Origin of the sequence: Streptomyces sp. NPDC088400 (assembly GCF_044753355.1) — a bacterium.
Lineage (GTDB): Bacteria > Actinomycetota > Actinomycetes > Streptomycetales > Streptomycetaceae > Streptomyces.
Window position 1 is genome coordinate 34969 of the sequence record NZ_JBIVMZ010000021.1, and the last position, 25635, is coordinate 60603.

Here is a 25635-nt window from a genome sequence, read left to right on the forward strand (position 1 = left end):
TGCCCATCAGCCGTGAATAATTGACCACAAGGGCAATGCCATGGCGACTTGGGACCAAGAGGAACTGGATGATCTACGAACGACCGCCCTCTTCAGGCTCGGGCAGTTCGTCGCGCCCCCGCTGACACCAGGATCACTGACCGTCCGTGGCGTGCTACCGGTCCTCGAAGACCCCGGTGCACTCAGAGTGGTCCTGTGGGATGGAGAACGATCCCAGGCCGCCTACGACATGCCGCTCACGGATACCCGCGGAGAGCCCATCCCGCATACCGTTCTGATTCCGGCGCTGCGCGCCTGCACCCGGTCCACCGACACGCTCGGTGCGCCCTCCGAAGACCCTGCGAGTGGGATTCCCGTCTTCGACACCCGCGCTGCCGTACATGCCTTCGCCCAACGCCCCACTGAAACGCCCGGCGACGCCCTGTACCTGCCGCTGATCCCCCTCCAAGGGGGCGTGCCCGAAGCCCCCACCACGTTCACCCTCGTAGGCTTCCTTCTCCGCGACAACTTCTACGGCCGCTACTACGTCCGCTGGGCCGACAACACGTCAGCGTGGGGACTGGACTACCGCATCCGCAACGCGGACGGCTCGGTCGAGAGTCGAGGAGGGACGGTCGGCCACGTCCTGCGAACCCTGGCGTCCCACAACGACCTCGATCGATTCCGCACGCCTGCGGACGATCCATACTGCGTCGCCGCCTTCGACTTGACCGACTGGAACTGACTGGACTCGAACCGACTCCGCCGGGCCGAGCCCTCAACTGGCCACGGTCGCCCGGTAAGCGGCTGGTCGTCCACGCCTGCCCCTGATCCAGCGAAGCTCATCGGAGAAGGCACGCGCCACCCGGCGACGATTCGCGGAACGGGAGCGCACGGCTGGAGGCTCTCACGCTCCGTCCGGTCTGTCGGGGGGACAGGCATCCGGTCGCGGCAGATCAGGGAGGAGCCCCGGCCGGCGCCGACGGGGGGCGACGGCCGGCCGGGGCGGTCGCACCCGCCCGCCGCTGTGTGACAGCGACGAGCGGGGGTCAGAGGCGCGGTTCCACGAGTACGAGTCCGAGGCTGTCGGCGGGGTGGTCGGCCAGGGGTAGGAGGCGGCGCGCGGTACGGCATGGCGGGCAGGCGCGCATGGTTCGCCCGGGGCCGCTCGCCGAGTGGACGACGCCGACGACGATGAGCGTGTCGTGGGCGTGCCCGCAGTAGTCACACAGGGGCGCCGGGGCCAGAGCGGCGGGCCGGACGCCGTTCACCGGCGGGCCGCCCGTTCCGCTTTACGCAACCGCGTGCCGACGGCGCAGGTCGAGGTGGCCGTGGCGCATGCGGTGCACTCTTCCGTGTGCTCCAGCACAGCGACGTACGCCGCCGAGTGGCCCCCGCCAGCGGCCCCTTCACATCGCTCGCGTCCAACGCGCAGCAACTCGCTCACGGCGGCCGGCGTGCACAACCGGTCGATCCGCTCCACAGGCACGGCCCAGTAGGGATCAACCGGCGCGGGCTCTGTACGGTCCACCCTCGGGATCGCGAGCCACCCGCCCCGGCCACGAGCCGCAGCCACCGGGGACCGCCACACCTCACACGTCCCGGGCGACACCAACGCGTAATACCACTGGCCCGGGTGACACACCACCGGCCCGTCGAGGGCTTCCGCCAGGGCGACACTCACGGAATCCGGGACGGTGCTCCCGACTGCCGCGTGGACCAATTCCTGGGGCATGCGCACGGTGTCGTACAGGATGCCGGTCCGCAGGATGGCTGGGCGCCCGGCCGCCCAGTCCTTCTCTGCGATGTCGGGGTGTCGGGTGGTGGACGTCAGCCACCGGGAGACGGCCTCGGTCCGAGGTTGAGTGGTACTCATGGCTGCCCCTGTCGTCGATGGATCAGCTCTGATGACGACGGTAGGAGCGGTCAACTGGCAGCAGGCGCACACAATGTGCGCCCTCGTCAGTCAGGCGGCCAGCAGGCCCAGCTTCACGGCGAGCTCGGATGCGCGGCGCCGACGGTCCGGGATCTTCGACTCCGTTTCCTCCAGGACGATCGCCTTGGCGTAGCCGTTGTACTTGATGGTCTCCGGGGCGGCTTCGTGTGCCCGAGCCAGGGTGTCGAGGGCTACGTCGGGCTGTCCGTCGAGTTGGTAACCGCGCGCTTTCTCGATTCGGTGGCGGGCACGGCGCGGCCGGGACGGGATCGCGGTGGCGTCGGAGGCGGTGGCCTGACGTACGGACTCCCCGCCCGCGTGCAGTTCCACGGCCACGGTGACGGCGTGCGCGCCCATGATGGCCTGAGAAAACGATGTGACGGGGTGGTAGTAGTCATCGGGAAGTCGTTTGGCCATGGTTCGCGCCTTGTCCCAGTGACGCCAGGCAGTACCGGTTTCGCGGCGGCGGGCAGCCGTGTATCCAGCCTCGAAAGTCAGGGCGCCGGTAATGGCGAGAACCTCGTCCGACGCGTTCGGCAGCAGCGGGGTGAGGAAGCGGAGTACGTCTTCGACGACGGCATCGGCCGCGTCGTAGTGGTCGGGGCCGGAGTCCCGGTGAGCCTGTGCGGTCAGCCACGCGGCAACGCCGATGGTGTGCGGGTCCTCGGACTCCTGGGCGGCGATCATGCCGCGATCGGCGACGCGCCACAGCAGGGGTGCGTCTGGCTGGTAGGCCACGAAGAACTGACTGAGGCTGTAGACCTCGGAGAGCGCGGCCTGCGCGGACCGGCGCTCGGCCGCACGGTCTGCTTGGCGCACGGCGAGCTGTGCATCCCGGATCAGGTCTGGTAGCAGCGCCCCTATGGCTTCGCGATGGTTCTTCGCCGAGTGGCGCGCGGTCCAGGCGCTGGCGAGCCTGGCTTGGATATGGGCAATCGGTGGCGCCTCGCGCGCGGTGGTGAACGGGAAGGCGTCGATGGCGTCCTTCACCGCGCGGAGCCGTGGGTGGCCAGGACCGGTGAAGAGAGCGACGGGCACAGACTGATTCCCAGTAAGTTCGGCGAGATCCCTGACACGCAGTACCTCGGCCAAGCGCAGGACCGTCTGCAGCTTCGGTGTCTGGAGACGTCCTTCTTCCACTGCCCTGACCCAGGAAGCGGTCTTGTCGCCGACCAGTCCGCCGAGCTGGGCTCGTGTCATGCCCTTGCGGGTGCGCAGGATCTTCAGCCTTTGCCCGAATGCAATCGGGTTGGCGTACGGGTCCGGGGTGGCATCTGTAGGCATAGCGGCCTTGCCCCTCTCTGAACAGCTTCGTCACTGTCAGGGTATGGGGCGAGGCCGAATTCGTGTCGGCCCGGTTACTGTCCGGCTGCGGCAATCGAACTCACAGTCGCAGCCATGTTGCGAGGTCGTGCCCCGCCGATACCCACCGATGGTGCGCCCCAGGAGGCCGCGTCGGCGCGGGGCCTCCGTCATGTATCGATGCCTCACTCAACTGCACAGTCCTGGGGGGGGACCATGCGCTACCGCACCAATGCTGCACTCGCCGTACTCGCCACGCTCACCGCGTGCGCGAACCATCCCCCGCGCCGATCCGGCCGCGTGTAAGACCGCTCTGGCCGAAGCGCTCGCGGACGCCATGGAGTCCGGAGCCGAGGGCAAGCCACCGGCCGCGTGCAACCGCGTCGAAGAACCGAGCAGAACGAAACTCGCCGGCGAAGTCCTCTTGAACTACGTCCAAACCGAAGAAGGCAACGAAACCTTGGGAGGGAAGACGTCTGAGGAGTTCGAACGTCTCGTTCTCGATGCCTTCGACGGACTGGGAGCCACGCCCGGCCCCCTGAGCCGGTCCGAACCTACTCATCCCCCACCGTCACTCGGCGGTGGGACTCCGAAGCGCGTACGCTCCCGAACCGCCTCGCACGTGAGGCTAATGAATTGCGGCTAGGTCTCGATGTCAGCGGCAAGCATGCGAAGCTCCTGCGCCTCCGGAACTCCGCTGTACCGGCGCAGGCGGACCCGCATGTCCTGGAGCGCTGCCTGAACCTTCACCGAGCGGATGCCGTCGGCGCAGTCGAGGAAGTCACGCCAAGTGGCCATGGCTCCGTCGACGTCGCCTTGGCGGAGGCGCACGCCGCCTAGATCGGCAAGGACGATGGCTCGCGTGCGGCGGCGGTCAAGGCCGTGGATATCGAGGGCGAGGTGGAGATGTTCCTCGGCGGCGTCGAGGTCGCCGAGTCGGGCGAGGATCATGCCGGATTCGTGGGCCCAGCGCCCCGGGGAGTAGTGGGCGGCCCAGGAGTCGCCGACTGCGGCGGCCGGCTTGCCGATGGCGGTCTCGGACATGGCGAGGTGCTTGGTGGCCATGCGGCGGTCGTCGTCCTGTGCAGCGGCGTTGGCGAGGGTGGCCTCGTAGTAAGCGACGGCACGCGGGTTGTCGAGGTGACGGCCGTAGTCCACGCAGGCTTCGCCGAGTTGGACGGCTTCGGCCCGGTAGCCGAGGTCGACGCACTGCACGGCGAGACCGCGGAGAGCGGTCGCCGACAGCTCGGGATCGCCAGCTTCGACGGCCAGGCGGAAGGAGTGCGCGTAGTAGCGCTGGGCAAGTCCGCGCAGTTCGGGGGTGTCGCCTTCATCTTGGGCCATCCAGCCGGCGAGGTGGACGAGTTGGGAGGCGGCGGCGAACAGTTCGCGGCCGGTGTCCTCGGAGAAGCGCCCTTCCAGCCACGGTGCGACGTCCTGGGTGAGGTAGCGGACGGCCAGATGGCGGGCATGGCCGCCACCGAGTTCGGAGGCCGAGTCGCCGAGGGCCTTCACCATGTGGCGTACGGCGGCCACCTCGCCCTGGCCGATGCGGACGGCTCCGGGAAGGGCGGCCTTGGTCCGGCGGGTGATGCTGTCCATATCGGGCAGGCCGAGTGCGGACAGCGCGTATCCGCTGGAGGCGAGGACGAACTCCCGACGTTCCACGTCGCTCCTTCCCAGGTGCAGGACTGATGCAACGGTATCGGCGTGGAGTGCCGCCGGCATGGGCTCCGGAAGGTTGATCGACTCAGGGTCCAGCCCCAACACCCGCGCGATGTAGGGCCACCAGTGGCCGGGAGTCCGCTCTCCTTCGATCCAGCGTCGCGCGTGCTGGCGCTGCAGGCGCCGGGGATCACCGCTTTCTGCCAGGCCGAGGGCGCGTGCCAACTCGGAGGGGCCCCAGCCCCGTTCCTGGCATGCCTGCTTGATCAGTTCCGCGACGGCCGGGTTCCTCGACACCTCGTCACCCTCCCCACCTGGATTACGCGGGATTACGCAGGACTACATCCTGGGCCCTGTCCTGGGAGGGCGGACCGCCGTTCACTGAACATCACCCCGCAGATCTGCGATGGCTCGAACAAGCACTGTTCAGGGCCTGTCGGCGCCTGCCCGGACACGTGAGAGGAACCGACGGTGGCAATGACCGCTGACAGCGCACGGACCCGCTCGATCCCGCCTTCGCGAGGGCCTGTTGTGGCACAGGACTCCGCGGTCCGAGGGGTGGGCCCGGTGCGTCGTTCTCCGTCAACCGGCCCGCTGGAGATGGCCCTGGGCTGGGTCCGGGCGCTCGGCACGGCCGCCGGATTCGCCATGGTCGGGTTCCTGGTCCACGCCAAGTACCCGGCCGCCCAGATGCCGTTGGCGAGTCCGCCGCTTGGCGCCGACGGCATTTCGTTGGCCTGCGGCACCGGTCAGGCACTCCGGCCCCGGCCGGCCCCGGCCTCTCGCCGCACGTCCTCCACGGCACCTCGCCGGCATACACGCTCCGCATCACCAGCGAAGGGAGAAACGATGTCCAACGAGAACAGCAGCGACATGCACCCCCTGCCCGTGTCGGTCGCGTTCAGCGGCCCCGACAACACCGGGAAGACCAAGCAGATCGGGATCCTCGCCCGGCGCATGGGCACGGCCGCGACCTCAGCGGGCCCGCTCGATCGCTACGACCCGCGCTGGGCCACCATCAAGGCCGGCGGCATGGCCCGCTGGTGGTTCGGGACCGGACCGGTCGAGGAGGTCGCCGATGTCCTCGCCACCTCTTACCTGGAACGCTCCCGTCACCCCTTCTCCGCGCCGGTGCGCCTGCTGGACCGGGGCATCCCCATGCTGGAGGCGACCGTCGCCGCTACGGTCGCCGTACGGGAGAACCTGGGCTCCGCACACGCCGCAGACAGGGCTCGGATCCTGCTGGCCCCGTACGAAGCCGACCTGCGGGCCGCCGAGGAGGACGAATACGCCCTCGTCCTCCTGCACTGCGACGACCCCGAGGAAGGCGCCCGCCGAAGCCTGGCCCATGAGGTGACCGTCACCGATACCTATGCGGCGTACCAGCGCCACCTGCACGAGCAGATCAACCGGCTCGTCGCCGAGGGCCGCTTCCCGATGTCGATCCGTATCGGAGACCGGCCGACCATCACCATCCAGGACGAGGTGCGCCGGCTCCTGGCGCCCCTGCACTCGAACGTGCCCAGCCGGGCCCTGGCAGGCGTACACGTCACCGCACTGGGCGGCATGTCGGAGAGCGGCAAGAGCACGGCCGGCGAGTACCTGCGTACGCACCACGGCCATGCCCGGCTCAAGATCGGGTATCTCATCGAGGACGCGGCCGGGCGGGCGGTGATTACCCATCCGTACCGAGTGGGCCCGATCGTGCAGGCCGAACTGATCGTGGACGCGCTGGACCGGTTCTGCCAGGCGCACCGCTTCCTCGACTCCGTCAGCATCGAGTCGCTGCACGACTTCGACTCGACCGCCGAACTCGCTCGGATGCTCGGATCCCAGCTCACCATCGCCTATCTGGACGCCTCCGAGACCACCCGCGCAGGCCGGAGCACAGTCGGGGCCCAGGACGTCGCCGACCGCGACATCGTCAAGAGCGGACGGGGCGCGGACAAGATCGCGTCCATCGCCCACGAGGTCATCGGTAACGACGGGTCGCGGCTGGAACTGGAACGCCGGCTGGACCGCATCGTGCTCGACCGCCGCTGGCCGGAACATCAGCCCAGAACCATGCCGGTCAACGCGCTGGGACTCCCCGTACACCTGGAGTCCTACCTGGCCGAGTTCCTCGACCGCACCACCGGCCCGCGTCCGCTGATCGACTTGCTGGCCGTCACCGGCAGTGGCGCCCGGGGCAAGTACCAGCACGGCTGGAGCGACCTCGATGTCCTGGTCGTGGCTGACGCCTCCTCCCTCGACGAGATGCGCCAGGTCCTTGCGGAACTGGAGGCCGAACTCGGCGGGGTCGAACTCGGTCTGACCGTACTGACCCGAGCCGAGTGCCGGGCCGGTGCCGTGACCTCCCGCCTCCTCCACGTCCTGGCGCTGATCGGCAGCGGGGCGCTGGTCCCACTGTGGTCCTCCCCCGGCTTGGCCCTGCCCACCCCGGACGCAGCCACCGACATCGCCGTGAGCCTGCGCGACGGCATCCAGGCCGCCATCGAGATCCGCCGCCAGCTCCTCAAGGGAGCACCTGACCTCCGCAGCCTCTACAAGGTCACCGCGCTGCTCGCGAAGATCCAGCTCCGCTTCAGCGGGATCGAGTGCCCCTCCGACAGCGACGCCCTCACCGTCCTCCTCGACGCCGAACGGCAGGACACGAGCGTGGTCACCACCGCCCGCACCGAGCGGCCCGCCGCCGAAGCGCTCGCACGCCTGGTTCTCCAGACTTGGCTGGACACCCTCCCCGGGGAGACGCGGTGAGCGCGAGCGCCCGGCGGGTCTCGGCGTCAGCGGGCGTTTTCCACAAGCCGGTGGCGACCCGCGAGCAGGCCGAAGCGGAGGCGAAGGGATGGGCACGGCTCGCCTTCCGCATCGCGGTTCCGGCCCTTCACGGGGAGATCGCGTTACCGGACAGACATCTCGTCGCCTACGAGGACGTCTTCGCCACCGGCCAGTGCGAGCTGCTGATGGGCGACGTGATCGCCCTCGCCGACCGCGATCCGGCCGTGCAGTCCCGCTTGGACCGCCTCGTGGACGGCGTCTGCGCCGACCTGCGGGCGGCGGCCGAGGAGACCGGGAAGAGCGTGCCGCTGGCCGAATGCGTTCCGGACCTCTACCTCGACCGCATCCGTCCCGGTGGCCGGCTGGACCGCTGGTACCTGCGCCGTGACCTGCCGCTCGCCCTGCCCCACGCGGATACGACCCTCACCCTTCGGGAGCTGGCCGACTTCACCCTCACCGCCAACGGCAGGCAGCTGACGTTGAACGTCGCCGACATCATCAACAGCCTCCGCCACATCCTGGCTCCCGACCGCCCCCGAACTGCGGGTCTGACGCAAGGCGACCCCACGGAACCCAACATCGCCGACCCGCTGTGCTGGCTCGACTTCGAGTTCGCCGGGCGCAACACCGCCGCGGGCGAGGCCGCCAACCTGCTCTGGTACCTGATGGCCCTGGGCGGCTGGCTCGTCCCCCGCTACCAGCCCGACGTGTACGCCCGCACCCTCCGCCTCGCCCTGCCATCACTGTCCCGCCCGCGCATCGAGCACCTGGAACTGCACCAGCGCAGTCGGCACATCGACGTCCGGTACTCCTGGAACACCGGTCCCGGCCGCGGTGCGGCCATCACACGGGCCCTGAACGGTCTTCGTGGGGAGAACGGCAGCGGCCTGGAGGAGATCCACGCCTTCCTCGCCCTGCGCATCCTCGGGGTCGTCCCGGCCTCCCGGCTGACCGGGCACGACCTCATGCTCGTACTGATCAAGCTCGCCGAGAGCCAGGACCCGCTCACGACGATCGACGCCTTCTTCACCACCACGTCGGCCCCTCACTCCCATCCTGGTGAACGGAGCAGCAATGTCCCTGCCCCTGCTTGAGACTCCTCTCCAGACCCGGCCGCTCCAGGGCCGCAACGCCCTCGTCACCGGCGGGGCTACCGGCATCGGTGCCGAGATCGGGCGGGCGCTCGCCGCCGCCGGAGCGACCGTCGCCGTCAACCACTTGGGCCAAGACTCCGAGGCCCACGCCCTCCTCGCCGGCTTCGAGCGCGCAGGCAGCCCCGGGATCGCGGTGAACGCCGACCTGACCGATCCGGGTGCCGTCCAGACCATGGCCGACCTCGTCCGCGCCGAGATCGGCCCCGTCGACATCCTGGTGAACAATGCCGGCTCCTACCCCCGCGTCGCCTGGCAGGACACCGACGAGACCGCCTGGAACTCCTCCCTCGACCTGAACCTCACCGCCCACTACCGCACCTGCCACGCGGTCGCCCCCGGCATGGCCGAACGCCGGTGGGGCCGGATCGTGAACATCGGCAGCGTCAACGCCCGCGCCGGCCGGACGAACCTCGTCGCGTACAGCACCGCGAAGGCCGGACTGCTGGGCCTGACGCGCTCCCTCGCCCGCGAACTGGGCCCGTACGGGGTCTGCGTGAACACGGTCGTGCCCGGCGCCATCCAGGTCGAGGCCGAGAACGCCATTCCCGCCCAGCACCGTGCGCGCCCGGAGGACCAGATCAGACGCCAGTGCGTACCACGCAGGGGACGGCCCGAAGACGTCGCGGCCCTGGTGGCGTTTCTCGTGGGCCCCTCAGCCTCGTTCATCACCGGGCAATCCGTCCACGTCGACGGCGGCTGGCTGCTGCACTGAGACCGCCAATGAGCAAGGAGACAGACCGACATGATCGAACGAGTCCGCGCCGTCCTCGTCACCGCCGATGACACGCTGCTGGTCATCCGCCGCACCAGGCACGACACCCCCGAGTACTGGGTACTGCCCGGCGGCGGCGTCGAACCCAGCGACGACTCCCGGGAGGCCGCCCTCCACCGGGAGATCCACGAGGAGATCGCAGGGAAGGCCCACATCATCCGCCTCCTCCACACGATGGAGTCCGACGACGAGCGTCAGCTCTTCTATCTCGCTCGCATCGCAACCTGGTCCTTCGATGACCGCACCGGTCCCGAGTTCAGCGCCGAGGGCCGCGGCGAATACGCGCTGGAGGAGATCCCCCTGACCGTGCAGGGGCTCGACGATATCGACCTCAAACCCGAGGAGATCGCCCACGTCCTGCGGGAAGCCATCAGTGCCGGAAGCCTCGGAGGCGAGGCATCGCTCCCGGCGTCGGAAATCAGCCCCAGCTCGCGGCAGCGGTAGACGAGCGAGTGGAGGGAGACTCCCCAGACTCCTCTGAGCTCGGCCAGCCGTGCAAGACGCAAGTGCCCCTGAACAACGGAGCGCCCCGATCAGCCGAAACCGATCGGGGCGCTCCGCCGCGGGTCAAAAGGTTTCCCCTCTCCCGCTGTCGGTAGGCCGTGTGGGACTCGAACCCACAACCAACGGATTAAAAGTCCGCTGCTCTGCCAATTGAGCTAACGGCCCTCGGCACAACACCCACGAGCATAGCCCGCCGGGGACGGTGCGCCGATCGGGTATCCCCCCATGGGGTGTCACGCGCCTGCGAAGAGGCTGCGAGGGGACCGAGATGGAGCACGAGGGGACCGCGACGCGGGCGCGTGACGGACCCCGACGCGGGCGCCGGGGTCCCCCTGGAGGGGGTTACGACGCAGGGCCCGTGGTCCACCTGGTAGGTGGACCACGGGCCCTGATGAAGCGTCAGGTTCTCAGGTCCGGGGACCGTCAGCCGTTGCGCTTCCAGCGCGGCTTGTCGTCGCGGCGGCCGAAGGAGCCGGTGCCGGTGCCCGTGGAGCCGCCTCGGTGGTCGTCACGGCGGGTGGACGGGCGGTCGTGGCCGCCCGAGCGGAAGCCGCCCGAGGGACGGTCGTCGCGGCGGTCACGGTTGAACGGACGGTCGCTGCCGCCACGGTGGTCACGGCGCTCGAAGGGGCGGCCGCCACGGTCGTCACGGCGCTCGCCACCCCGGTCGTCGCGGCGGTCGCGGTTGAAGCCGCCCCGCTCGCCACCGCGGTCGTCACGGCGCTGGAAACCACCGCGGTCGCCACCGCGGTCGTCACGGCGCTGGAAGCCGCCACGGTCGCCACCGCGGTCGTTGTCCTTGCGGTCGTCCCGGCGGAAGCCGCCACGGTCGTCGCGACGCTGGAAGCCACCACGGTCACCACCGCGGTCACCGCCACGGTCGCCACCGCCGTCACGCGGCGTGTAGCCACGCGCGCCGCCCCGGCCACTGCGCTCGCCGCGGTCGTCGCGACGGCCGAAGTTCCCGCGGTCGTCGCGGCTGTCCCTGCGCTCCTCGCGCTGCGCCGGTACAGCGGCAGCCGCCGCCTCCACCGCGCGCTCGGCCTCGGCGGCCACCTCGGCCACCGCCGCCTCCGGGTCGTCGCCCCGCTCGCGCGCCGCGCGGGCGACCAGGCGGTCGGCCTCTTCACGGAGCTCGGCGGCACGGCGCTGCGCGCGCTCCAGCTGCTTGGTCAGGTCGGCGGCCTCACGCTCGGCCTGCTTGGCCGCGTTGTTCGCGGAGTCGGCCTGCACCTCGGTGAGCGAGCGGGCGCCGGTGATCTCGGCGACCTCCGGGTCGAACGCTCCGGCCCCACCGACCATGTGGCGCGTGGCGTCGACGCCCGCGTCCTCCATCAGCCGGAAGATCTGGCGGCGCTGGTGCGGCAGCGCCAGCGAGACGACGACACCGGACTTGCCGGCGCGCGCCGTACGGCCCGAACGGTGCAGGTAGTCCTTGTGGTCCCCGGCCGGGTCCACGTTCAGTACGAGGTCGATGCCGTCGACGTGGATACCGCGGGCGGCGACGTCGGTGGCGACCAGCGCGTTGACGTAACCGTCCTTGAAGTCGGCCAGCGTCCGGGTGCGCGCGCCCTGCGTCATGCCGCCGTGCAGCGCGTCGGCCTTCACGCCCGAGTCGCGCAGCTGCTCGGCGATACGGTCGGCGCCCAGCTGCGTCCGTACGAAGATGATCGTGCGGCCCTTGCGGGCGGCGATCGCCGCGGTGACCGGGGCCTTGTCCTTGGGCTTCACCACGAGCACGTGGTGCGTCATGGTCGTGACGTTGCCCTGGGCGCTGTCGACCTCGTGGCTCACCGGGTTGGACAGGTAGCGCTTGACCAGCGTGCTGATCTCGTTCTCCATGGTGGCGGAGAAGAGCATGCGCTGACCGCCGGAGGGCACCAGGTCGAGCAGCTCGGTGACCTCGGGCATGAAGCCCAGGTCGGACATCTGGTCGGCCTCGTCGAGGATCGCGATCTGGACCTGGTCCAGCGAGCAGGCGCCGCGGTTGATGATGTCGCGCAGCCGGCCCGGGGTGGCGACGAGGACGTCGACACCGCGCTCCAGGGCGTAGATCTGGTTGCCCATCGACGTACCGCCGCAGACGACCTTCATCTTCAGGCCGAGCACGTCGCCGTACGGCTGGAGGGCGTCCGCGACCTGCATCGCCAGCTCACGGGTCGGGGTGAGGATGACGCCGCGGGGCTTCTTCTTCTCGGTGTGGCCGCCGGCCAGCGTGGCCAGCAGCGGGAGGCCGAAGGAGAGGGTCTTGCCGGAGCCGGTACGGCCGCGGCCCAGGATGTCCTTGCCGGCCAGGGCGTCCGGGATGGTCGCGGCCTGGATCGGGAAGGGGGCGGTGACGCCGTTCTGCGCGAGCTTGCGGACGATGCCGTCGGGCAGGCCCAGGTCGCCGAACGTGAGGCCGGGGGCCTCGTCCGCACCAGAAGTCTCAGAGGTCTCAGACGTCTCAGGAGCCTCAGAGGCCTCTGCGGTGTCGGTGGCCTCGGGGGCCGTCTCGGGGGCCGCTACGGCCTCCGCGCTCACCAGGGCCTCCACCGTTTCGATGGAGTCGTTCTCGGGCATGACGGCGTGGTCAGTGCTGGAAATGGACATGCGAAATGCGAAACCTTCCGGAGTCTCGGCACGCGCCCAAACTCCGTGAAATTCGCAAATCGACCGCCTCAATGCGGTCAGCCACGGCAAGGGAGAGTACGCGCCACGCGGCGCTCTTCTGTGTCGGCGCCGGGCGATGATCAAACGATCTACTACCATACGCACCTCCCCCGTCCAAGGCAAACCGCCCTCGCGATTCCGGTACGCCCAGGGGCCCGGGACGGGTCACCACATGGTGTCCACACACGCGATCCGCACCGGTGTCAGCACCCCCGCCCGCGTCCGACCCGGCCACCGTCCACGCCGCCGCCTACTACGCCGGCCCCAGCTGTGGTGACGCCTCCAGCTCCTTCCGCATTCCCATCCCGTCCGCCGGCGCCATCCCGCTCGCGCGCACCTCCGCCGGAGGCGTCTCGGACGGCTGCGTGGGCGGCTTCGTCGGCTCAGGCGGTTCCGGCTCGGGCGCCGGGCTCTGGGCCGGCGGCGGGGTGCTGGGCGGCTGTACGGAGCGCGTGGGCTCGTTCGGCGGTTCGGGCTCGCCGCGCGGCGGAGTCGGCCGGCCGGGCCGCGGCCGTGTCCCCGTCGAGGGCTCCGGCGAGGGCGTGGCCGACGAACTGGTGCTCGGCGACGCGCCGTTGGCCAGGTCCTCGCCCTTGCCGTCCGGGTGGGCGTGCTCCGTACCGCCCCTGGCCGTACGGTCGTGCAAGGCGTGCGGCTCTTCGGCGCTCGCGCCGGTGGCGCCGTCGGGCCGGGTGCCGGTATCGGGGCTGTCCGCCGAACGCGACGGCGCCGGCCGTTCTCCGTCGTCACCGACACTCATGCAGCCCGCGGAGGCAGCGACCGCCAGTGACGTGGCGATCCAGACGGCGATACGACGGCCTGGGGCGGACAACTGGCGCACGAGTGGCACCTCCGGGGCGAGGGGGTCTCCCCGCCGACGGCGGGGGCGGAATCGCACTGCTCAACTTACTTTTCCCCGCCGGGGACACGCCCGGACCCGGCCCGTTCCCCGTCCGGCCCCTTCCGACGCACTGCCGCGCGCCCCGCCCGACGCCCGCTCCCGTAACCAGGAGCGGGCCTCAGCCCGACACGGCCCGCGCCAGTTCCGCGCCCAGGAACACCGCGCCCAGCCCGATCAGCACCGACGCCGTCACATTCACCGCCGCGAGCGGCCCCCGCCCGCGCTCGGCCAACCGCAGCGTCTCGTACGAGAAGGTCGAATACGTCGTCAGCGCCCCGCACAGCCCCGTACCGAGCAGGGCGTACGTCCCCGAGGAGACCGCCGCCCCGGACACCGCGCCCAGCACCAGGCTGCCGGCCGCGTTGACCGTGAAAGTCCCCCACGGGAAGAGCGAGTTGTGCCGCGCCTGGACCGCACGGTCCGTCAGATACCGCAGCGGGGCGCCCACCGCCGCGCCCGCGATCACCAGCAGCCAGTTCACCGGCCCGTCACCGCCCCTCGGCGCACCGCCGGGCGGCCCGTCAGCCGCCGGGTGACCGTCACAGCTGCCCAGACCGCGCCCAGCGCCCCGGCGGCCGTCCCGGCCAGATACCCGAGTGCGATGCCCGTCTGGCCGCGCCGCAGCAGCTCCGAGATGTCCAGGGCGTACGTCGAGAAGGTCGTGAACCCGCCGAGCACGCCCACCCCGAGGAACGGCCGTACGAGCGGATGTACGGGCGGTTCCGCCCCCGTCACCAGCACCATCAGCACACCGATCAGCAGGCAGCCCGACGCGTTGACCCCGAGAGTGGTCCAGGGAAAGGCCCCCGCGGCCGTGGGCCACAGCAGGGACGCGCCGTACCGCGCCGAGGAACCCGCCGCCCCGCCCGCCGCGATGACGGCGAGCACCACCCATTTGTGCGCCCCGGCGGTCTCCGCGCGCTGGGCGGGCACCAGCAGGTCGACATCCGGGTCGATGGCGTCGGCCGACGTCTCCGATCCCGGTTCCGGTTCCGGTTCCGGTTCCGGTTCCGGTTCCGGTCCCGGTCCCGGTTCCGGTTCCGGCGAAGCACCGGACTCACCGGACTCACCCGCACTCATCACGCGAACCATTCTCGCGCCCCCGCGTCACCACCGGTGGACGCGCCCCGGAACGGCCCGGGGATCTGCTGGACAATGGGCCCGTGCTGGAGATGACACGCGAGGCGTTCGAAGAGCTGGTGAGCCAGGCCCTGGATCAGGTCCCTCCCGAGCTGACACGGGTCATGGACAACGTGGCCGTCTTCGTGGAGGACGAACCCGACCCCTCCGACCCCGAGCTGCTCGGGCTGTACGAGGGGACCCCGCTCACGGACCGCGGCGAGTGGTACGCCGGGGTCCTGCCCGACCGCATCTCGATCTACATGGGCCCGACGCTGCGCTACTGCGAAACCCCGGAGGACGTGGTGCACGAGGTCTCCGTGACCGTGGTCCACGAGATCGCGCACCACTTCGGCATCGGGGACGAGCGGCTGCACGAACTGGGCTGGGGCTGAAAAGGAACAAGGAACCAGGAAGGGCCAGAAGGAAGCCGGAAGGGAGCCAGAAGCGAGGCAGGAGCGGCTGAGAGGCCAGGGCCGCCTGGCCCAGTCCAGGCATGGCGGCCCGCCCCGTTGGGCATAGGCGCCCAATGGCCCGTGAAGTACGCCGCTTCCCCGTCCACCCCGTACTCACCCGCATCCAGGGCCATGTCCGATCCCGCTCCACCGCCCCCACCAGCACCCTCGTCAGCTCCCCGCACCCGTACACCCGCGCGCTCGGCCTGATCACCGTCGTCCTGTTCGGCGCCTGGCTCGGGCTGCTGGTCGTCGGCAGCGTGCGGACGCCGGTCGGCCCGATGGACACCCGGATGACGCTGCGGCCGTCCGTCACCGGCGGCACGAAGATCAATGTCTCGCCGCTGGGCGCGCTGGAGATGAACACGCACACCGCTCCCCTCCGCCTCGACGTGGACGTCGACCAGCTGGACCCGGTCCGCTCCCAGGCACTGGTCGAGCACCCGGAGCGGCTCTCCGGCCTCCAGGGCGAGGTCACCCACGACGTCCGGGACGGCACCACGGAACTGGCCGTACGCTCCGTCGTCGCCGTCGTCTCCGGCGCGACCGCCCTCGGCCTCGCCGTCTACCGCCGGCCCCGCCGCGCCCTCGCCGCCGGCGGGCTCGCGCTCACGCTCCTGGCCGCCTCCGGCATCGGCGCGTACGCCACCTGGAACCCGAAGTCGGTCCTGGAGCCGAAGTTCTCCGGGCTGCTCTCCTCCGCCCCGCAGGTCGTGGGCAACGCCCGCTCGATCGTCACCGACTTCGACGTCTACCAGAAGGAACTGGCCCGGCTCGTCACCAATGTGACCAAGCTGTACGACGCGACCTCGACGCTCCCCACGTACCAGCCGGACCCCGCCACCCTCCGGGTCCTGCACGTCTCCGACATCCATCTCAACCCGGCGGCCTGGCACATCATCGGCTCGCTCGTGGAGCAGTACGGGATCGACGTCATCATCGATTCCGGCGACAGCATGGACCACGGCGCCGCCGCCGAGAACACCTTCCTCGATCCGATCGCCGGCCTCGGCGTCCCCTATGTGTGGGTACGCGGCAATCACGACTCGGAGACCACCCAGCGGTACTTGCGGCGGATGAAGAACGTCCGGGTCCTGGACGACGGCCGGGCCGTCACCGTGGCCGGGCTGCGCGTGGCGGGCACGGGCGATCCGCAGTTCACCCCCGACCGCTCGCTGGAGGCCCAGGGCGACCCGGCCGAACGCATGGCGGGCATCCGGCTCGCCTCGGCCCTGCGCGACCAGGAGGCGGCCGGCACCCCCGTGGACATCGCGGTCGCCCACAACCCGGTGGCGGCCCGGCAGACCGACGGCCTGGTCCCGCTCGCCCTGGCGGGCCACGTCCACCAGCGCCGGACCGAGATCCTGCCCTTCGGTACGCGACTGAAGATCGAGGGCTCGACGGGCGGCGGCGGTCTGCGCGCCGTGCAGAACGACGAGCCGGAGAAGGTACGCGCCTCCGTGCTCTATCTGGACCGGACGACCAAACGGCTCCAGGCGTGGGACGAGATCACTCTGGGCGGTCTGGGCCTGACGACGGCCGAGGTCAGCCGCCACCTTCCTAAGGAGGCGGGCATCCCGGGGGCCGGCCCGTCCCCGAGCGGCTCCCCGAACCCGTCCGCGAGCAGCTCCCCAAACCCGTCCGCGAGCGGCTCTCCGAACCCACCCCCGAGCGGCTCCCCGGGACTCCCCCCGGACGGGAGCACGAGCCCGCTCCCCTCACTCCCGCCGAACGCCTCCGCGCCCTCCCCGTAAACCGTTTTGGCGATAGCTCCCCGCATCCCATATGCTTCTCACGTCCCCGACGCGCTGCAAAGCGCCCAGGTGGGCCCTTAGCCCTCATCGTCTAGTGGCCCAGGACGCCGCCCTTTCAAGGCGGTAGCACGGGTTCGAATCCCGTTGGGGGCACGCAACACTGTGTGCGAGACTTGTTCTCGCACATTGCTAGGTCCTGTGGAGCAGTTTGGAGTGCTCGCCACCCTGTCAAGGTGGAGGCCGCGGGTTCAAATCCCGTCAGGACCGCTTGCAGCCGTCAGGTTGCGTGGCTGGGTAGCTCAGTTGGTACGAGCGATCGCCTGAAAAGCGATAGGTCGCCGGTTCGATCCCGGCCCCAGCCACCACAGCCCGCAAGGGCAGAAGCCCCCCACCGAGATTCTCGGCAGGGGGCTTTCTCATGCGCCCGCTTCGGTACGGCGCTCCTCCTCCGGTACGTCGCGAGTGTCACGCACATCACGTCCGCTGTCGCTCGCGCTTCCGCGTACCCAACGCAGCAGCGTGACCGACGCCGCCACCAGCGCCACCCCGCCCAGCAGCGCCCAGTCCGGCACGGCCCCGCCGACCCCGCGCGCCCACTGCTCGACCTGGAACGAATCGTCGACCGAGAGCAGCCCCGGCAGAGCCGTCGTCCCGTCGAAGACAAGAAAAAGCACGCCCAGGGTGATGAAGAAGAGACCCGACAGCAGCGAGGTCGTGTGGAGTTCGAAGCGGCCGAGCCGGAAGGCCCGGCCCCGCAGCCACCGCCGCCGCCCGAGACCGAACCGCTCCCAGAACAAGGCCAGTACGAACAGCGGCACGGCCATACCGAGCGCGTACACCGCGAGCAGCAGACCGCCGTAGAGCGGGCTGCCGCTCAGCGCGGCCACCGTCAGCACGCTGCCGAGGATCGGGCCCGCGCAGAATCCCGCGAGCCCGTAGACCAGGCCGAGCGCGTACACGGACAGCGCGGTCGTCGGCCGGATCCGGCCGGACAGTTCGGCGATCCGGCGCGGCGCGAAACCCATGCCGAGAATCTGCGCGAGGCCGAGTACGACGATCAGCCAGCCGCCGAGGGCGACCAGCAGATCGCGGTGCCCGTAGAAGAGCCGCCCGGCGATGGATCCGGCCGCACCCAGCGGGACGAGGGTGGTCGCCAGGCCCAGATAGAAGATGCCGGTCCGGGCGAGGAGGCGGCCGGCCGAGTCGATGGAGTAGGCGAAGAACGCGGGCAGCAGCAGGGCGCTGCACGGGCTGAGCAGGGCGAGCAGTCCGCCGAGCAGTGCGACCGGGTAGCCGATGTCCGTCACTCGTCGCCCCCGGCGCCCTTGACGCCCCCGTCACCCGTACCGCCCCCGTCGCTCTTGTCACCCTCAGCGCCCTTGTCACCCTTGGTGCCCTGGTCGCCCTTGGCGTCCCGTCCCGCCGCGGCCTTCGCCGACTCGATGGCCCGGGTGAAGGTCTCCATGGGCTGGGCGCCCGCGATGGGGCGGCCGTTGACGAGGAAGGACGGGGTGGACGTGGCGCCGAGCCCGTACGCCTCCTCCTTGTCCTTCCGTACGGCCGCCGAGGCCTCGTCCCCGCCCCGGTCGCTCCGGAACCGGCCGAGGTCCTTCACCCCGGCCTCCCGGGCGAGGGCGTCGAGCCGGTCCGCTCCGAAGCCCTTCTCCTTGGCCCCGTCGGCATACGCGGCCGAGTGGAACTCCCAGAAACGCCCCTGCCGTCCGGCGGCCCACGCGGCGCGCGCGGCGGCCTCCGACTCCTTGCCGAAGATCGGGTAGTTGCGCCACTCGATACGGAGGGTGCCGTCGTCGACGTACTTCTCGATCAGTTCCGGTTCGCTGTCGCGGGCGAACTTCCCGCAGTAGCCGCACTTGAAGTCGGCGTACTCGATCATGACGACCGGCGCGTCCGCGCGACCGACGGCCAGCGGGTCCCCGGCCTCGCGCCGGGCAAGCTCGGCCAGTTCGGGATAGACGCCTTCCTCGGACCCGACGGAGACCTCGGTGGCGGGCCGGTCCGCCGAGGACGTGTCCGGCTTGGTGGCGGTGTACGAGACGAACCCGAGCAGCGCGGCGGCGACAACGACACCGGCGCCGATCGCGATTCCACGAGGGGAGGGGCGTGAGGGGCCGGAATCGCCGGAGGGGCGAGAGGAGTTGGCAGGCATGGGTGCGCGATTCTCCAGAACAAAGGGAGCAAAAGGGACGGGTCGGGGAGAGTTGTCCGGTCCCTATACGCGCAGTACGGAGAGATCAACAGGTGAAGGCGCGGCGAGCGGAGGCGACCCGCGCGTGGGAGCGACAGCGAGAACGAGCTGTCCGTCACCCCATCCCCCGGAAACGCCACGGAGATCATGCAGGCCGGGCAGCAGTTCATGAACGGAACTGACCCGCGAGGGGGTGACGGGCCGAATCCCCCCGTCGTCCTCGCCACTCCCGCACCCCGGAGCCTGGCTGTACCCGCCACCGGCGGCGACGACGTCGACCCCGGCGGGCACGGGCTCCGCGCCTGCCACGGCGGGCGAGTGGATACAGAAGAGCAGGGCGACCAGCACCCCGAGCAGCACAGCGCCGGCCCCGACGAGACGGCGGATGCCGACGTGGGTCATGTGGCGGGGCCTCTCGGGGTCCGGAGTCCGGGGGTACGTGCCTGGGAATCGTAAGGGTTACCGGCCCCGATCAGGCAATACGCACCGCGCGGCGGCCCACCGGCCGCAAGACGCCCCGCCGGACGGCGACACCCGTCCAGGCCCTGTCCGGTCGCTCTTTGCCAGGCCCGGCAAGAACGACCGGACAGGGCCCGGTGAAATGGGTTCGCCACCCCGGAGCCCCGGGTGAGATCCTGGTTTCGGTATGTCTACTTCCTTCGCCGACCTCCAGACCCTGCTGGCCGACGTCTCGCTGCGTGACGCGCAGCGGCTCGGCCGCCGTCTCGAAGGCGCACGGCGCATCCGTAAACCCGACGCGCGGCAGGCCGTGCTGGACGAGCTCGCCGGTGAGGCCGAGAAGGCCACCGAGCGGACGCGGCGGCGGCGCGCGCGGGTGCCCAAGGTCTCGTACCCCGAGCAACTGCCCGTCAGCCAGAAGAAGGACACGATCCTGGAGGCGATACGCGACCACCAGGTCGTGATCGTCGCGGGCGAGACCGGGTCCGGCAAGACGACACAGATCCCGAAGATCTGTCTGGAGCTGGGGCGCGGCGTCCGCGGGATGATCGGGCACACCCAGCCCCGCAGGATCGCCGCCCGTACCGTCGCCGAGCGCGTCGCGGAGGAGCTGGACACGCCCCTGGGCGAGGCCGTCGGCTGGAAGGTCCGGTTCACCGACCAGGTGAACCAGGACGCGACCTTCGTGAAGCTGATGACGGACGGCATCCTGCTCGCCGAGATCCAGACGGACCGCGAACTGCTCGCGTACGACACGATCATCATCGACGAGGCCCACGAGCGCAGCCTCAACATCGACTTCCTGCTCGGCTACCTCGCCCAGCTGCTCCCCAGACGACCGGACCTCAAGATCGTCGTCACCTCGGCGACCATCGACCCGGAGCGCTTCGCCCGGCACTTCGGCCGCTTCGCCTCGGTAGGCGCCACCGCAAGCGCCACCACAGACACTTCCGCAGACACCTCCGCAAGCGCCACCACAGACACTTCCGCAGACACCTCCGCGGGCGCCACCACGGACACCTCCGCACGCACGGACGGCGGCGAGGGCGGAGCCCTGCGCGCCGCCCCCATCGTGGAGGTCTCGGGCCGGACGTATCCGGTGGACGTCCGCTACCGCCCGCTCCTGGAGGAGGACGGCGAGGAGGGCGACCGCGACCAGATCACCGCGATCTCCGAGGCCGTGGACGAGCTCCAGTCGGAGGGCCCCGGCGACATCCTCGTCTTCCTCTCCGGCGAGCGGGAGATCCGCGACACCGCCGACGCCCTGGAGAAGCGCAAGCTCCGGGGCACCGAGGTGCTGCCGCTCTACGCCCGGCTCTCGCACGCCGAGCAGCACCGCGTCTTCCAGCGCCACAGCGGCCGGCGGATCGTTCTGGCGACGAATGTCGCCGAGACCTCGCTGACCGTCCCCGGCATCAAGTACGTGATCGACCCGGGGACCGCCCGTATCTCCCGCTACAGCCACCGCACCAAGGTCCAGCGCCTGCCGATCGAGCCGATCTCGCAGGCCAGCGCCAATCAGCGCAAGGGCCGTTGCGGCCGGACGTCCGACGGCATCTGTGTACGGCTGTACTCCGAGGACGACTTCGAGTCCCGCCCGGAGTTCACGGACGCCGAGATCCTCCGTACGAATCTGGCGTCCGTCATCCTCCAGATGACCGCGGCCGGCCTCGGCGACATCGAGAAGTTCCCCTTCATCGACCCGCCGGACCACCGCAACATCCGCGACGGCGTGCAACTGCTCCAGGAACTCGGCGCGTTCGACGCCGACCAGAAGACCCCCGGGGACGGGAACACTCAGCAGACGGCCCCCCGGGGCGGGAAGAAGGGCCAGCGGCTCACGCCCCTCGGCCGCAAGCTCTCCCAGCTCCCCGTGGACCCGCGCCTCGCGCGCATGGTCATCGAGGCCGACCGCAACGGCTGCGTACGGGAAGTGATGGTGATCGCCGCCGCGCTCTCCATCCAGGACCCGCGCGAGCGCCCCGCCGAGAAGCAGGCCCAGGCGGACCAGCAGCATGCCCGTTTCAAGGACGAGACGTCGGACTTCCTGGCGTTCATCAATCTCTGGCGGTACGTCAGGGAGCAGCAGAAGACGCTCTCGTCCTCGGCCTTCCGCCGGATGTGCAAGTCGGAGTATCTGAACTTCCTGCGGATCCGGGAGTGGCAGGACATCTACTCCCAGCTCCGTACGGTCGCCAAGCAGATGGGCATCCATCTCAACGAGGAGGACGCGGCGGACCAGGCCGTCCATGTGTCGCTCCTCGCCGGTTTGCTTTCGCACATCGGCATGAAGGATGTGAAGGACGGCGCGAAGAACGAGTATCTGGGGGCGCGCAGCGCGAAGTTCGCGGTGTTCCCGGGCTCGGCGCTGTTCAAGAAGCCGCCGCGCTTCGTCATGTCCGCCGAGCTGGTGGAGACCTCCCGGCTCTGGGCACGCGTCAACGCGAAGATCGAGCCCGAGTGGATCGAGCCCCTCGCCGGCCATCTCCTGAAGCGCACCTACAGCGAGCCGCACTGGGAGAAGGACATGGCGGCCGTGATGGCGTACGAGAAGGTGACGCTGTACGGCGTGCCGATCGTCGCCCACCGGAAGGTCAACTTCGGGCGGATCGATCCCGAGGCGTCCCGCGAGCTGTTCATCCGCAACGCGCTGGTCGAGGGCGACTGGCGTACGCACCACCAGTTCTTCCACGACAACCGCAAACTGCTCGGCGAGGTCGAGGAGTTGGAGCACCGCGCCCGGCGCCGCGACATCCTGGTGGACGACGAGACGCTGTACGACTTCTACGACCAGCGGGTACCGGAGAACGTGGTCTCCGGGGCGCACTTCGACTCCTGGTGGAAGGCCAAGCGCCGGGACGAGCCCGAACTGCTCGACTTCGAGCGGTCGATGCTGATCAACGAGAAGGCCGGGTCCGTCACCAAGGACGACTATCCGGACTCCTGGCGGCAGGGGCAGCTCAAGTTCCGGGTGACGTACCAGTTCGAGCCGGGTACGGACGCGGACGGCGTGACCGTCCACGTACCGCTCCAGGTGCTCAACCAGGTCACGTCCGAGGGCTTCGACTGGCAGATCCCGGGCCTGCGCGAGGACGTGGTCATGGAGCTGATCCGCTCCCTGCCCAAGCCGGTGCGCCGGCACTACGTCCCCGCGCCGAACTACGCCAAGGCCTTCCTGGAGCGCGCTGTGCCTCTTCAGGAGGCGCTGCCGGTCACGCTGGCGCGCGAGCTCCAGCGGATGGTCGGAGTGCCGGTCACGGGCGAGGACTTCGACCTGTCCCGGATGCCCGATCACCTCAGGATCACCTTCCGGATCGTGGACGAGCGGCGCCGCAAGATCGCCGAGGACAAGGATCTGGAGGCGCTGAAGCTGAAGCTGCGTCCCAAGGCCCGCCAGGCGCTCTCGCAGGCCGCCGCGGCCACCGCCGAGCGCGCGGGCGGGGAGGCGATCGAACGTACGGGCCTGACGGACTGGACGGTCGGCACGCTCTCCCAGGTCTTCGAGACCCGGCGGGCGGGCCAGCCGGTCAGGGCGTACCCGGCGCTGGTCGACCGGGGCGAGAGCGTGGCCGTACGGCTCTTCGACACGGAGGCCGAGCAGCGGCAGGCGATGTGGGCCGGGACACGCCGGCTGATCCTGCTGAACATCCCGGTGAACCCTGCCAAGTTCGCCTCGGACAAGCTCACCAACCAGCACAAGCTGGCGCTGTCCCGTAATCCGCACGGCTCGATCCAGGCGCTCTTCGACGACTGCGCGACGGCCGCCGCCGACAAGCTGATCGCGGACCACGGGGGTCCGGCCTGGGACGAGGAATCGTTCCGGAAGCTGTACGAGAAGGTCCGCGCCGATCTCGTCGACGCGACCGTACGGACCGTCGACCAGGTCCAGCAGATCCTGGCCGCCTGGCAGGCCTGTGAGCGCCGTCTGAAGGCCACGAACAGCCTGACCCTGGTGAACAACGTCCAGGACGTCAGGAGCCAGCTGGCGGCCCTCGTACCGGCCGGCTTCGTCACCCGCACCGGCCTGCGCCGGCTGCCGGACCTGATGCGCTATCTCGTCGCCGTGGACCGGCGGTTGCAGCAGATGCCGACGGCCGTCCAGCGCGACACCACGCGGATGGAGAAGGTCCACGAGATGCAGGACGAGTACGCCTGGCTGCTCGAACAGCTGCCCAAGGGACGCCCGGTACCGCAGCAGGTCCTGGACATCCGCTGGATGATCGAGGAGCTGCGGGTGAGCTACTTCGCGCACGCGCTGGGCACGGCCCAGCCCGTCTCGGACAAGCGCATCGTGAAGGCGATCGACGCGGCCGCGCCGTAGGGCGCGTCCGCCCGCCCGACCCGCCTCCGGCCCGGTCCTGGCTCAGTTCGACCGCACCCTCTGAGCTGCTGTACAGTCTGTTTCCGCAGCCGAGAAAAACAAGGCCGCGAAACCTGGTCCTGTGGAGCAGTTTGGAGTGCTCGCCACCCTGTCAAGGTGGAGGCCGCGGGTTCAAATCCCGTCAGGACCGCAGTAAAGATGGAGCCCGTATCCCCTTCGGATGCGGGCTCTTTCGCTGCCGTCGGCGCCCCGCCAGCGCCCGTCGGCGCCCTGCCGCCACTCGCCGTGCCCGGCTTCCGTCCCGCCCCCAGGAGGCGGGCGATCGCAGCCGTGATCCCCGGTTCGCAGTAGGCGCCCGTACGGAACAGACCCCATTGCATACGGCAAGTACCGTCGACGGCGCGGTAACGCGGCAGTAATGGCACGCTCAAATCCGTGGGACCAGGCCTTCTTCTCCTTGACGGCGCCACCGGGTGGGGGTACCTAAGCATCAGGGCCCTACGTTTCATCGCATCCAAGGGCCGCACCGGGGGTGGTGTGCGTGACGACATCGACGACGAAGCACGAGACCGGCGCTCTTCTGCGCGCCCATCTGGTCGCGGCGTCCCGCCTGGCGGCCGTGTCCGGCCGACCGCACCGCACCGGGTACTGCCCGATCTGCCATCGCCTCCAGCGGCTCGCCATGGAGCCCTCGCAGGACGAAGACGGCCTCTACGACGACGAGTTACCCGGCAGCCGGTAGGCCCCGGCCCGGCACCCCGTGCCGCGCACCGCGCTCCACGCCTCCCACTTCGGGCCGGCGGCCGGCGATCACCGGCCGTCCGATCATGATCCATTAGGCGTTACGGCCACTCTTGGCAAGAGCCATGCGCTGTGACGGGCATCACCGAACGAGTTTCCAGAATGGGGCCTCTTACACCCTTCCTACAACTGACCAATTTAATATGTGCAATTGCACCCTCTTTCCGGACCCTGCGAAACCACCCGCAACACCCTCCCCATACCGACTCAGCAGGGGCAAGTCGCCACCGCCACGGGCGCACAAAAAAGACCGCACTGGACCCGGCGGAGTCCAGTGCGGCCGACGACTTACCCGTGTTGCGAGGGCATGGGCCCTGTTGGGGCAGGCGCCCGTCGTGTTGAGCTATGAGTTGGGAACAACCAAGTTGGGGGAACTGGTAGTGCCCTGTCAGCGGGCCCCGAAGAGCCCTGTTGGGGGGTTTCAGGCCTCGCTGCGCTGCTGCGGAATACCCGCAAGCAGTGCGCGGACCTCTGCCTCGCGATACCGGCGATGCCCACCGAGCGTGCGGATGGACGTGAGCTTGCCGGCCTTTGCCCAGCGAGTGACCGTCTTCGGGTCCACGCGGAACATGGTGGCAACCTCAGCCGGAGTCAGCAGCGCCTCGGCTTCAGGGGTGCGAGCGGTCATGAGCGGCCTCCTCGGGAGAACCGAACAATCTCGGTTCTTTCCTCTAAATTCTGCACCTTGACCCACGTTGCCCGAAATGGCGGACGCAGGCCGAGTCGGTTATAGGACGAACGGCTTGTCCTCGGCACTACAACTACACCATCCGTCCAGCCACGTCGGCCAAACCGATGGAATTGCCCTCTGAGGTGTTCATCAGTGGCGGAAGCCGATGGACCATGCCATAGCGGACAGTCACGTCACAGATACGAT

At 69.9% G+C, this 25635-nt stretch carries 21 protein-coding genes and 5 tRNA genes; 13 read left to right on the plus strand and 13 right to left on the minus strand.

Features of this window, described 5'->3' with window-relative positions:
- Positions 1-40: 40 nt before the first annotated feature.
- Positions 41-724: a hypothetical protein gene (locus ACIQD6_RS34055; protein WP_401890322.1), complete on the plus strand. Its 684-nt coding sequence runs from the start codon at positions 41-43 to the stop codon at positions 722-724.
- Between the two features lie 304 nt (positions 725-1028).
- Here the strand turns inward: ACIQD6_RS34055 and ACIQD6_RS34060 are convergent, their stop codons facing one another.
- From ACIQD6_RS34060 to ACIQD6_RS34075, 4 genes are all read right to left on the minus strand, one after another.
- Positions 1029-1250, minus strand: a complete 222-nt coding sequence (locus tag ACIQD6_RS34060) for a hypothetical protein (RefSeq protein WP_401890324.1) — start codon at positions 1248-1250, stop codon at positions 1029-1031.
- Positions 1247-1855 carry a hypothetical protein gene (locus ACIQD6_RS34065; RefSeq protein WP_401890327.1) on the minus strand — a complete coding sequence of 203 codons (609 nt, stop codon included), beginning with the start codon at positions 1853-1855 and terminating at the stop codon, positions 1247-1249. The genes ACIQD6_RS34060 and ACIQD6_RS34065 overlap by 4 nt, the downstream gene beginning before the upstream one ends.
- Before the next feature lie 90 nt (positions 1856-1945).
- The gene (locus ACIQD6_RS34070; protein ID WP_401890329.1) at positions 1946-3199 is read right to left on the minus strand and encodes a helix-turn-helix domain-containing protein; all 1254 of its coding nucleotides are present in this window, start codon (positions 3197-3199) and stop codon (positions 1946-1948) included.
- A 660-nt stretch (positions 3200-3859) separates the two neighbouring features.
- Positions 3860-5179 carry a tetratricopeptide repeat protein gene (locus ACIQD6_RS34075; protein ID WP_401890331.1) on the minus strand — a complete coding sequence of 440 codons (1320 nt, stop codon included), beginning with the start codon at positions 5177-5179 and terminating at the stop codon, positions 3860-3862.
- Between the two features lie 552 nt (positions 5180-5731).
- Between ACIQD6_RS34075 and ACIQD6_RS34080 the strand changes: the two genes are divergently transcribed.
- The 4 genes from ACIQD6_RS34080 to ACIQD6_RS34095 are packed head-to-tail and all read left to right on the plus strand — an operon-like array spanning position 5732 to position 10030.
- Positions 5732-7639: a nucleotidyltransferase domain-containing protein gene (locus tag ACIQD6_RS34080; RefSeq protein WP_401890334.1), complete on the plus strand. Its 1908-nt coding sequence runs from the start codon at positions 5732-5734 to the stop codon at positions 7637-7639.
- On the plus strand, positions 7636-8754 hold the full coding sequence (locus ACIQD6_RS34085; protein ID WP_401890337.1) for a hypothetical protein: 1119 nt from the start codon (positions 7636-7638) through the stop codon (positions 8752-8754). The genes ACIQD6_RS34080 and ACIQD6_RS34085 overlap by 4 nt, the downstream gene beginning before the upstream one ends.
- Entirely contained in the window at positions 8735-9526 is a 792-nt protein-coding gene (locus tag ACIQD6_RS34090; RefSeq protein WP_401890340.1) for an SDR family NAD(P)-dependent oxidoreductase, read from the plus strand. Before ACIQD6_RS34085 ends, ACIQD6_RS34090 begins: the two co-directional genes overlap by 20 nt.
- Before the next feature lie 30 nt (positions 9527-9556).
- Positions 9557-10030 carry an NUDIX domain-containing protein gene (locus ACIQD6_RS34095; RefSeq protein WP_401890343.1) on the plus strand — a complete coding sequence of 158 codons (474 nt, stop codon included), beginning with the start codon at positions 9557-9559 and terminating at the stop codon, positions 10028-10030.
- A gap of 152 nt (positions 10031-10182) precedes the next feature.
- Here the strand turns inward: ACIQD6_RS34095 and ACIQD6_RS34100 are convergent.
- From ACIQD6_RS34100 to ACIQD6_RS34120, 5 genes are all read right to left on the minus strand, one after another.
- A tRNA-Lys gene (locus tag ACIQD6_RS34100) sits at positions 10183-10255 on the minus strand.
- 258 nt (positions 10256-10513) lie between these two features.
- Positions 10514-12682, minus strand: a complete 2169-nt coding sequence (locus ACIQD6_RS34105; protein WP_401890346.1) for a DEAD/DEAH box helicase — start codon at positions 12680-12682, stop codon at positions 10514-10516.
- 313 nt (positions 12683-12995) lie between these two features.
- Positions 12996-13583: a hypothetical protein gene (locus tag ACIQD6_RS34110; protein ID WP_401890349.1), complete on the minus strand. Its 588-nt coding sequence runs from the start codon at positions 13581-13583 to the stop codon at positions 12996-12998.
- A gap of 178 nt (positions 13584-13761) precedes the next feature.
- A complete protein-coding gene (locus ACIQD6_RS34115) occupies positions 13762-14124 on the minus strand; it encodes a fluoride efflux transporter FluC (protein ID WP_401890352.1) in 363 nt (120 codons plus the stop codon).
- Positions 14121-14723 (minus strand): CrcB family protein, encoded by a 603-nt coding sequence (locus ACIQD6_RS34120; RefSeq protein WP_401890355.1) that lies wholly within the window; start codon positions 14721-14723, stop codon positions 14121-14123. Before ACIQD6_RS34120 ends, ACIQD6_RS34115 begins: the two co-directional genes overlap by 4 nt.
- A gap of 83 nt (positions 14724-14806) precedes the next feature.
- On the opposite strand from ACIQD6_RS34120, the gene ACIQD6_RS34125 reads away from it, so the two are divergent.
- From ACIQD6_RS34125 to ACIQD6_RS34145, 5 genes are all read left to right on the plus strand, one after another.
- Positions 14807-15157, plus strand: coding sequence for a metallopeptidase family protein (locus tag ACIQD6_RS34125; RefSeq protein WP_401890358.1), 351 nt, complete (start codon positions 14807-14809; stop codon positions 15155-15157).
- A gap of 134 nt (positions 15158-15291) precedes the next feature.
- Entirely contained in the window at positions 15292-16971 is a 1680-nt protein-coding gene (locus tag ACIQD6_RS34130; RefSeq protein WP_401890361.1) for a metallophosphoesterase, read from the plus strand.
- An 80-nt stretch (positions 16972-17051) separates the two neighbouring features.
- Positions 17052-17124 (plus strand) — tRNA-Glu (locus ACIQD6_RS34135).
- Positions 17125-17163: 39 nt separating this feature from the next.
- Positions 17164-17238, plus strand: a tRNA-Asp gene (locus tag ACIQD6_RS34140).
- Between the two features lie 21 nt (positions 17239-17259).
- Positions 17260-17336: transfer RNA gene (locus tag ACIQD6_RS34145), tRNA-Phe, on the plus strand.
- Between the two features lie 51 nt (positions 17337-17387).
- Here ACIQD6_RS34145 and ACIQD6_RS34150 read toward each other — a convergent pair.
- From ACIQD6_RS34150 to ACIQD6_RS34160, 3 genes are all read right to left on the minus strand, one after another.
- A complete protein-coding gene (locus tag ACIQD6_RS34150; RefSeq protein WP_401890364.1) occupies positions 17388-18278 on the minus strand; it encodes a cytochrome c biogenesis CcdA family protein in 891 nt (296 codons plus the stop codon).
- On the minus strand, positions 18275-19138 hold the full coding sequence (locus ACIQD6_RS34155) for a DsbA family protein (protein WP_401890367.1): 864 nt from the start codon (positions 19136-19138) through the stop codon (positions 18275-18277). Before ACIQD6_RS34155 ends, ACIQD6_RS34150 begins: the two co-directional genes overlap by 4 nt.
- A gap of 63 nt (positions 19139-19201) precedes the next feature.
- Positions 19202-19579, minus strand: coding sequence for a hypothetical protein (locus tag ACIQD6_RS34160; RefSeq protein WP_401890370.1), 378 nt, complete (start codon positions 19577-19579; stop codon positions 19202-19204).
- A 244-nt stretch (positions 19580-19823) separates the two neighbouring features.
- Between ACIQD6_RS34160 and hrpA the strand changes: the two genes are divergently transcribed.
- The 3 genes from hrpA (at position 19824) to ACIQD6_RS34175 (ending at position 24699) form a co-directional block, all read left to right on the plus strand.
- Positions 19824-23957 carry an ATP-dependent RNA helicase HrpA gene (gene hrpA / locus ACIQD6_RS34165; protein ID WP_401890373.1) on the plus strand — a complete coding sequence of 1378 codons (4134 nt, stop codon included), beginning with the start codon at positions 19824-19826 and terminating at the stop codon, positions 23955-23957.
- Between the two features lie 115 nt (positions 23958-24072).
- A tRNA-Asp gene (locus ACIQD6_RS34170) sits at positions 24073-24147 on the plus strand.
- A 351-nt stretch (positions 24148-24498) separates the two neighbouring features.
- Complete coding sequence (locus tag ACIQD6_RS34175) at positions 24499-24699, plus strand: DUF6274 family protein (RefSeq protein ID WP_401890375.1); 201 nt, start codon at positions 24499-24501, stop codon at positions 24697-24699.
- A gap of 480 nt (positions 24700-25179) precedes the next feature.
- Here ACIQD6_RS34175 and bldC read toward each other — a convergent pair whose 3' ends face one another.
- The gene (gene bldC, locus ACIQD6_RS34180; protein ID WP_030743960.1) at positions 25180-25386 is read right to left on the minus strand and encodes a developmental transcriptional regulator BldC; all 207 of its coding nucleotides are present in this window, start codon (positions 25384-25386) and stop codon (positions 25180-25182) included.
- Positions 25387-25635 lie beyond the last annotated feature (249 nt).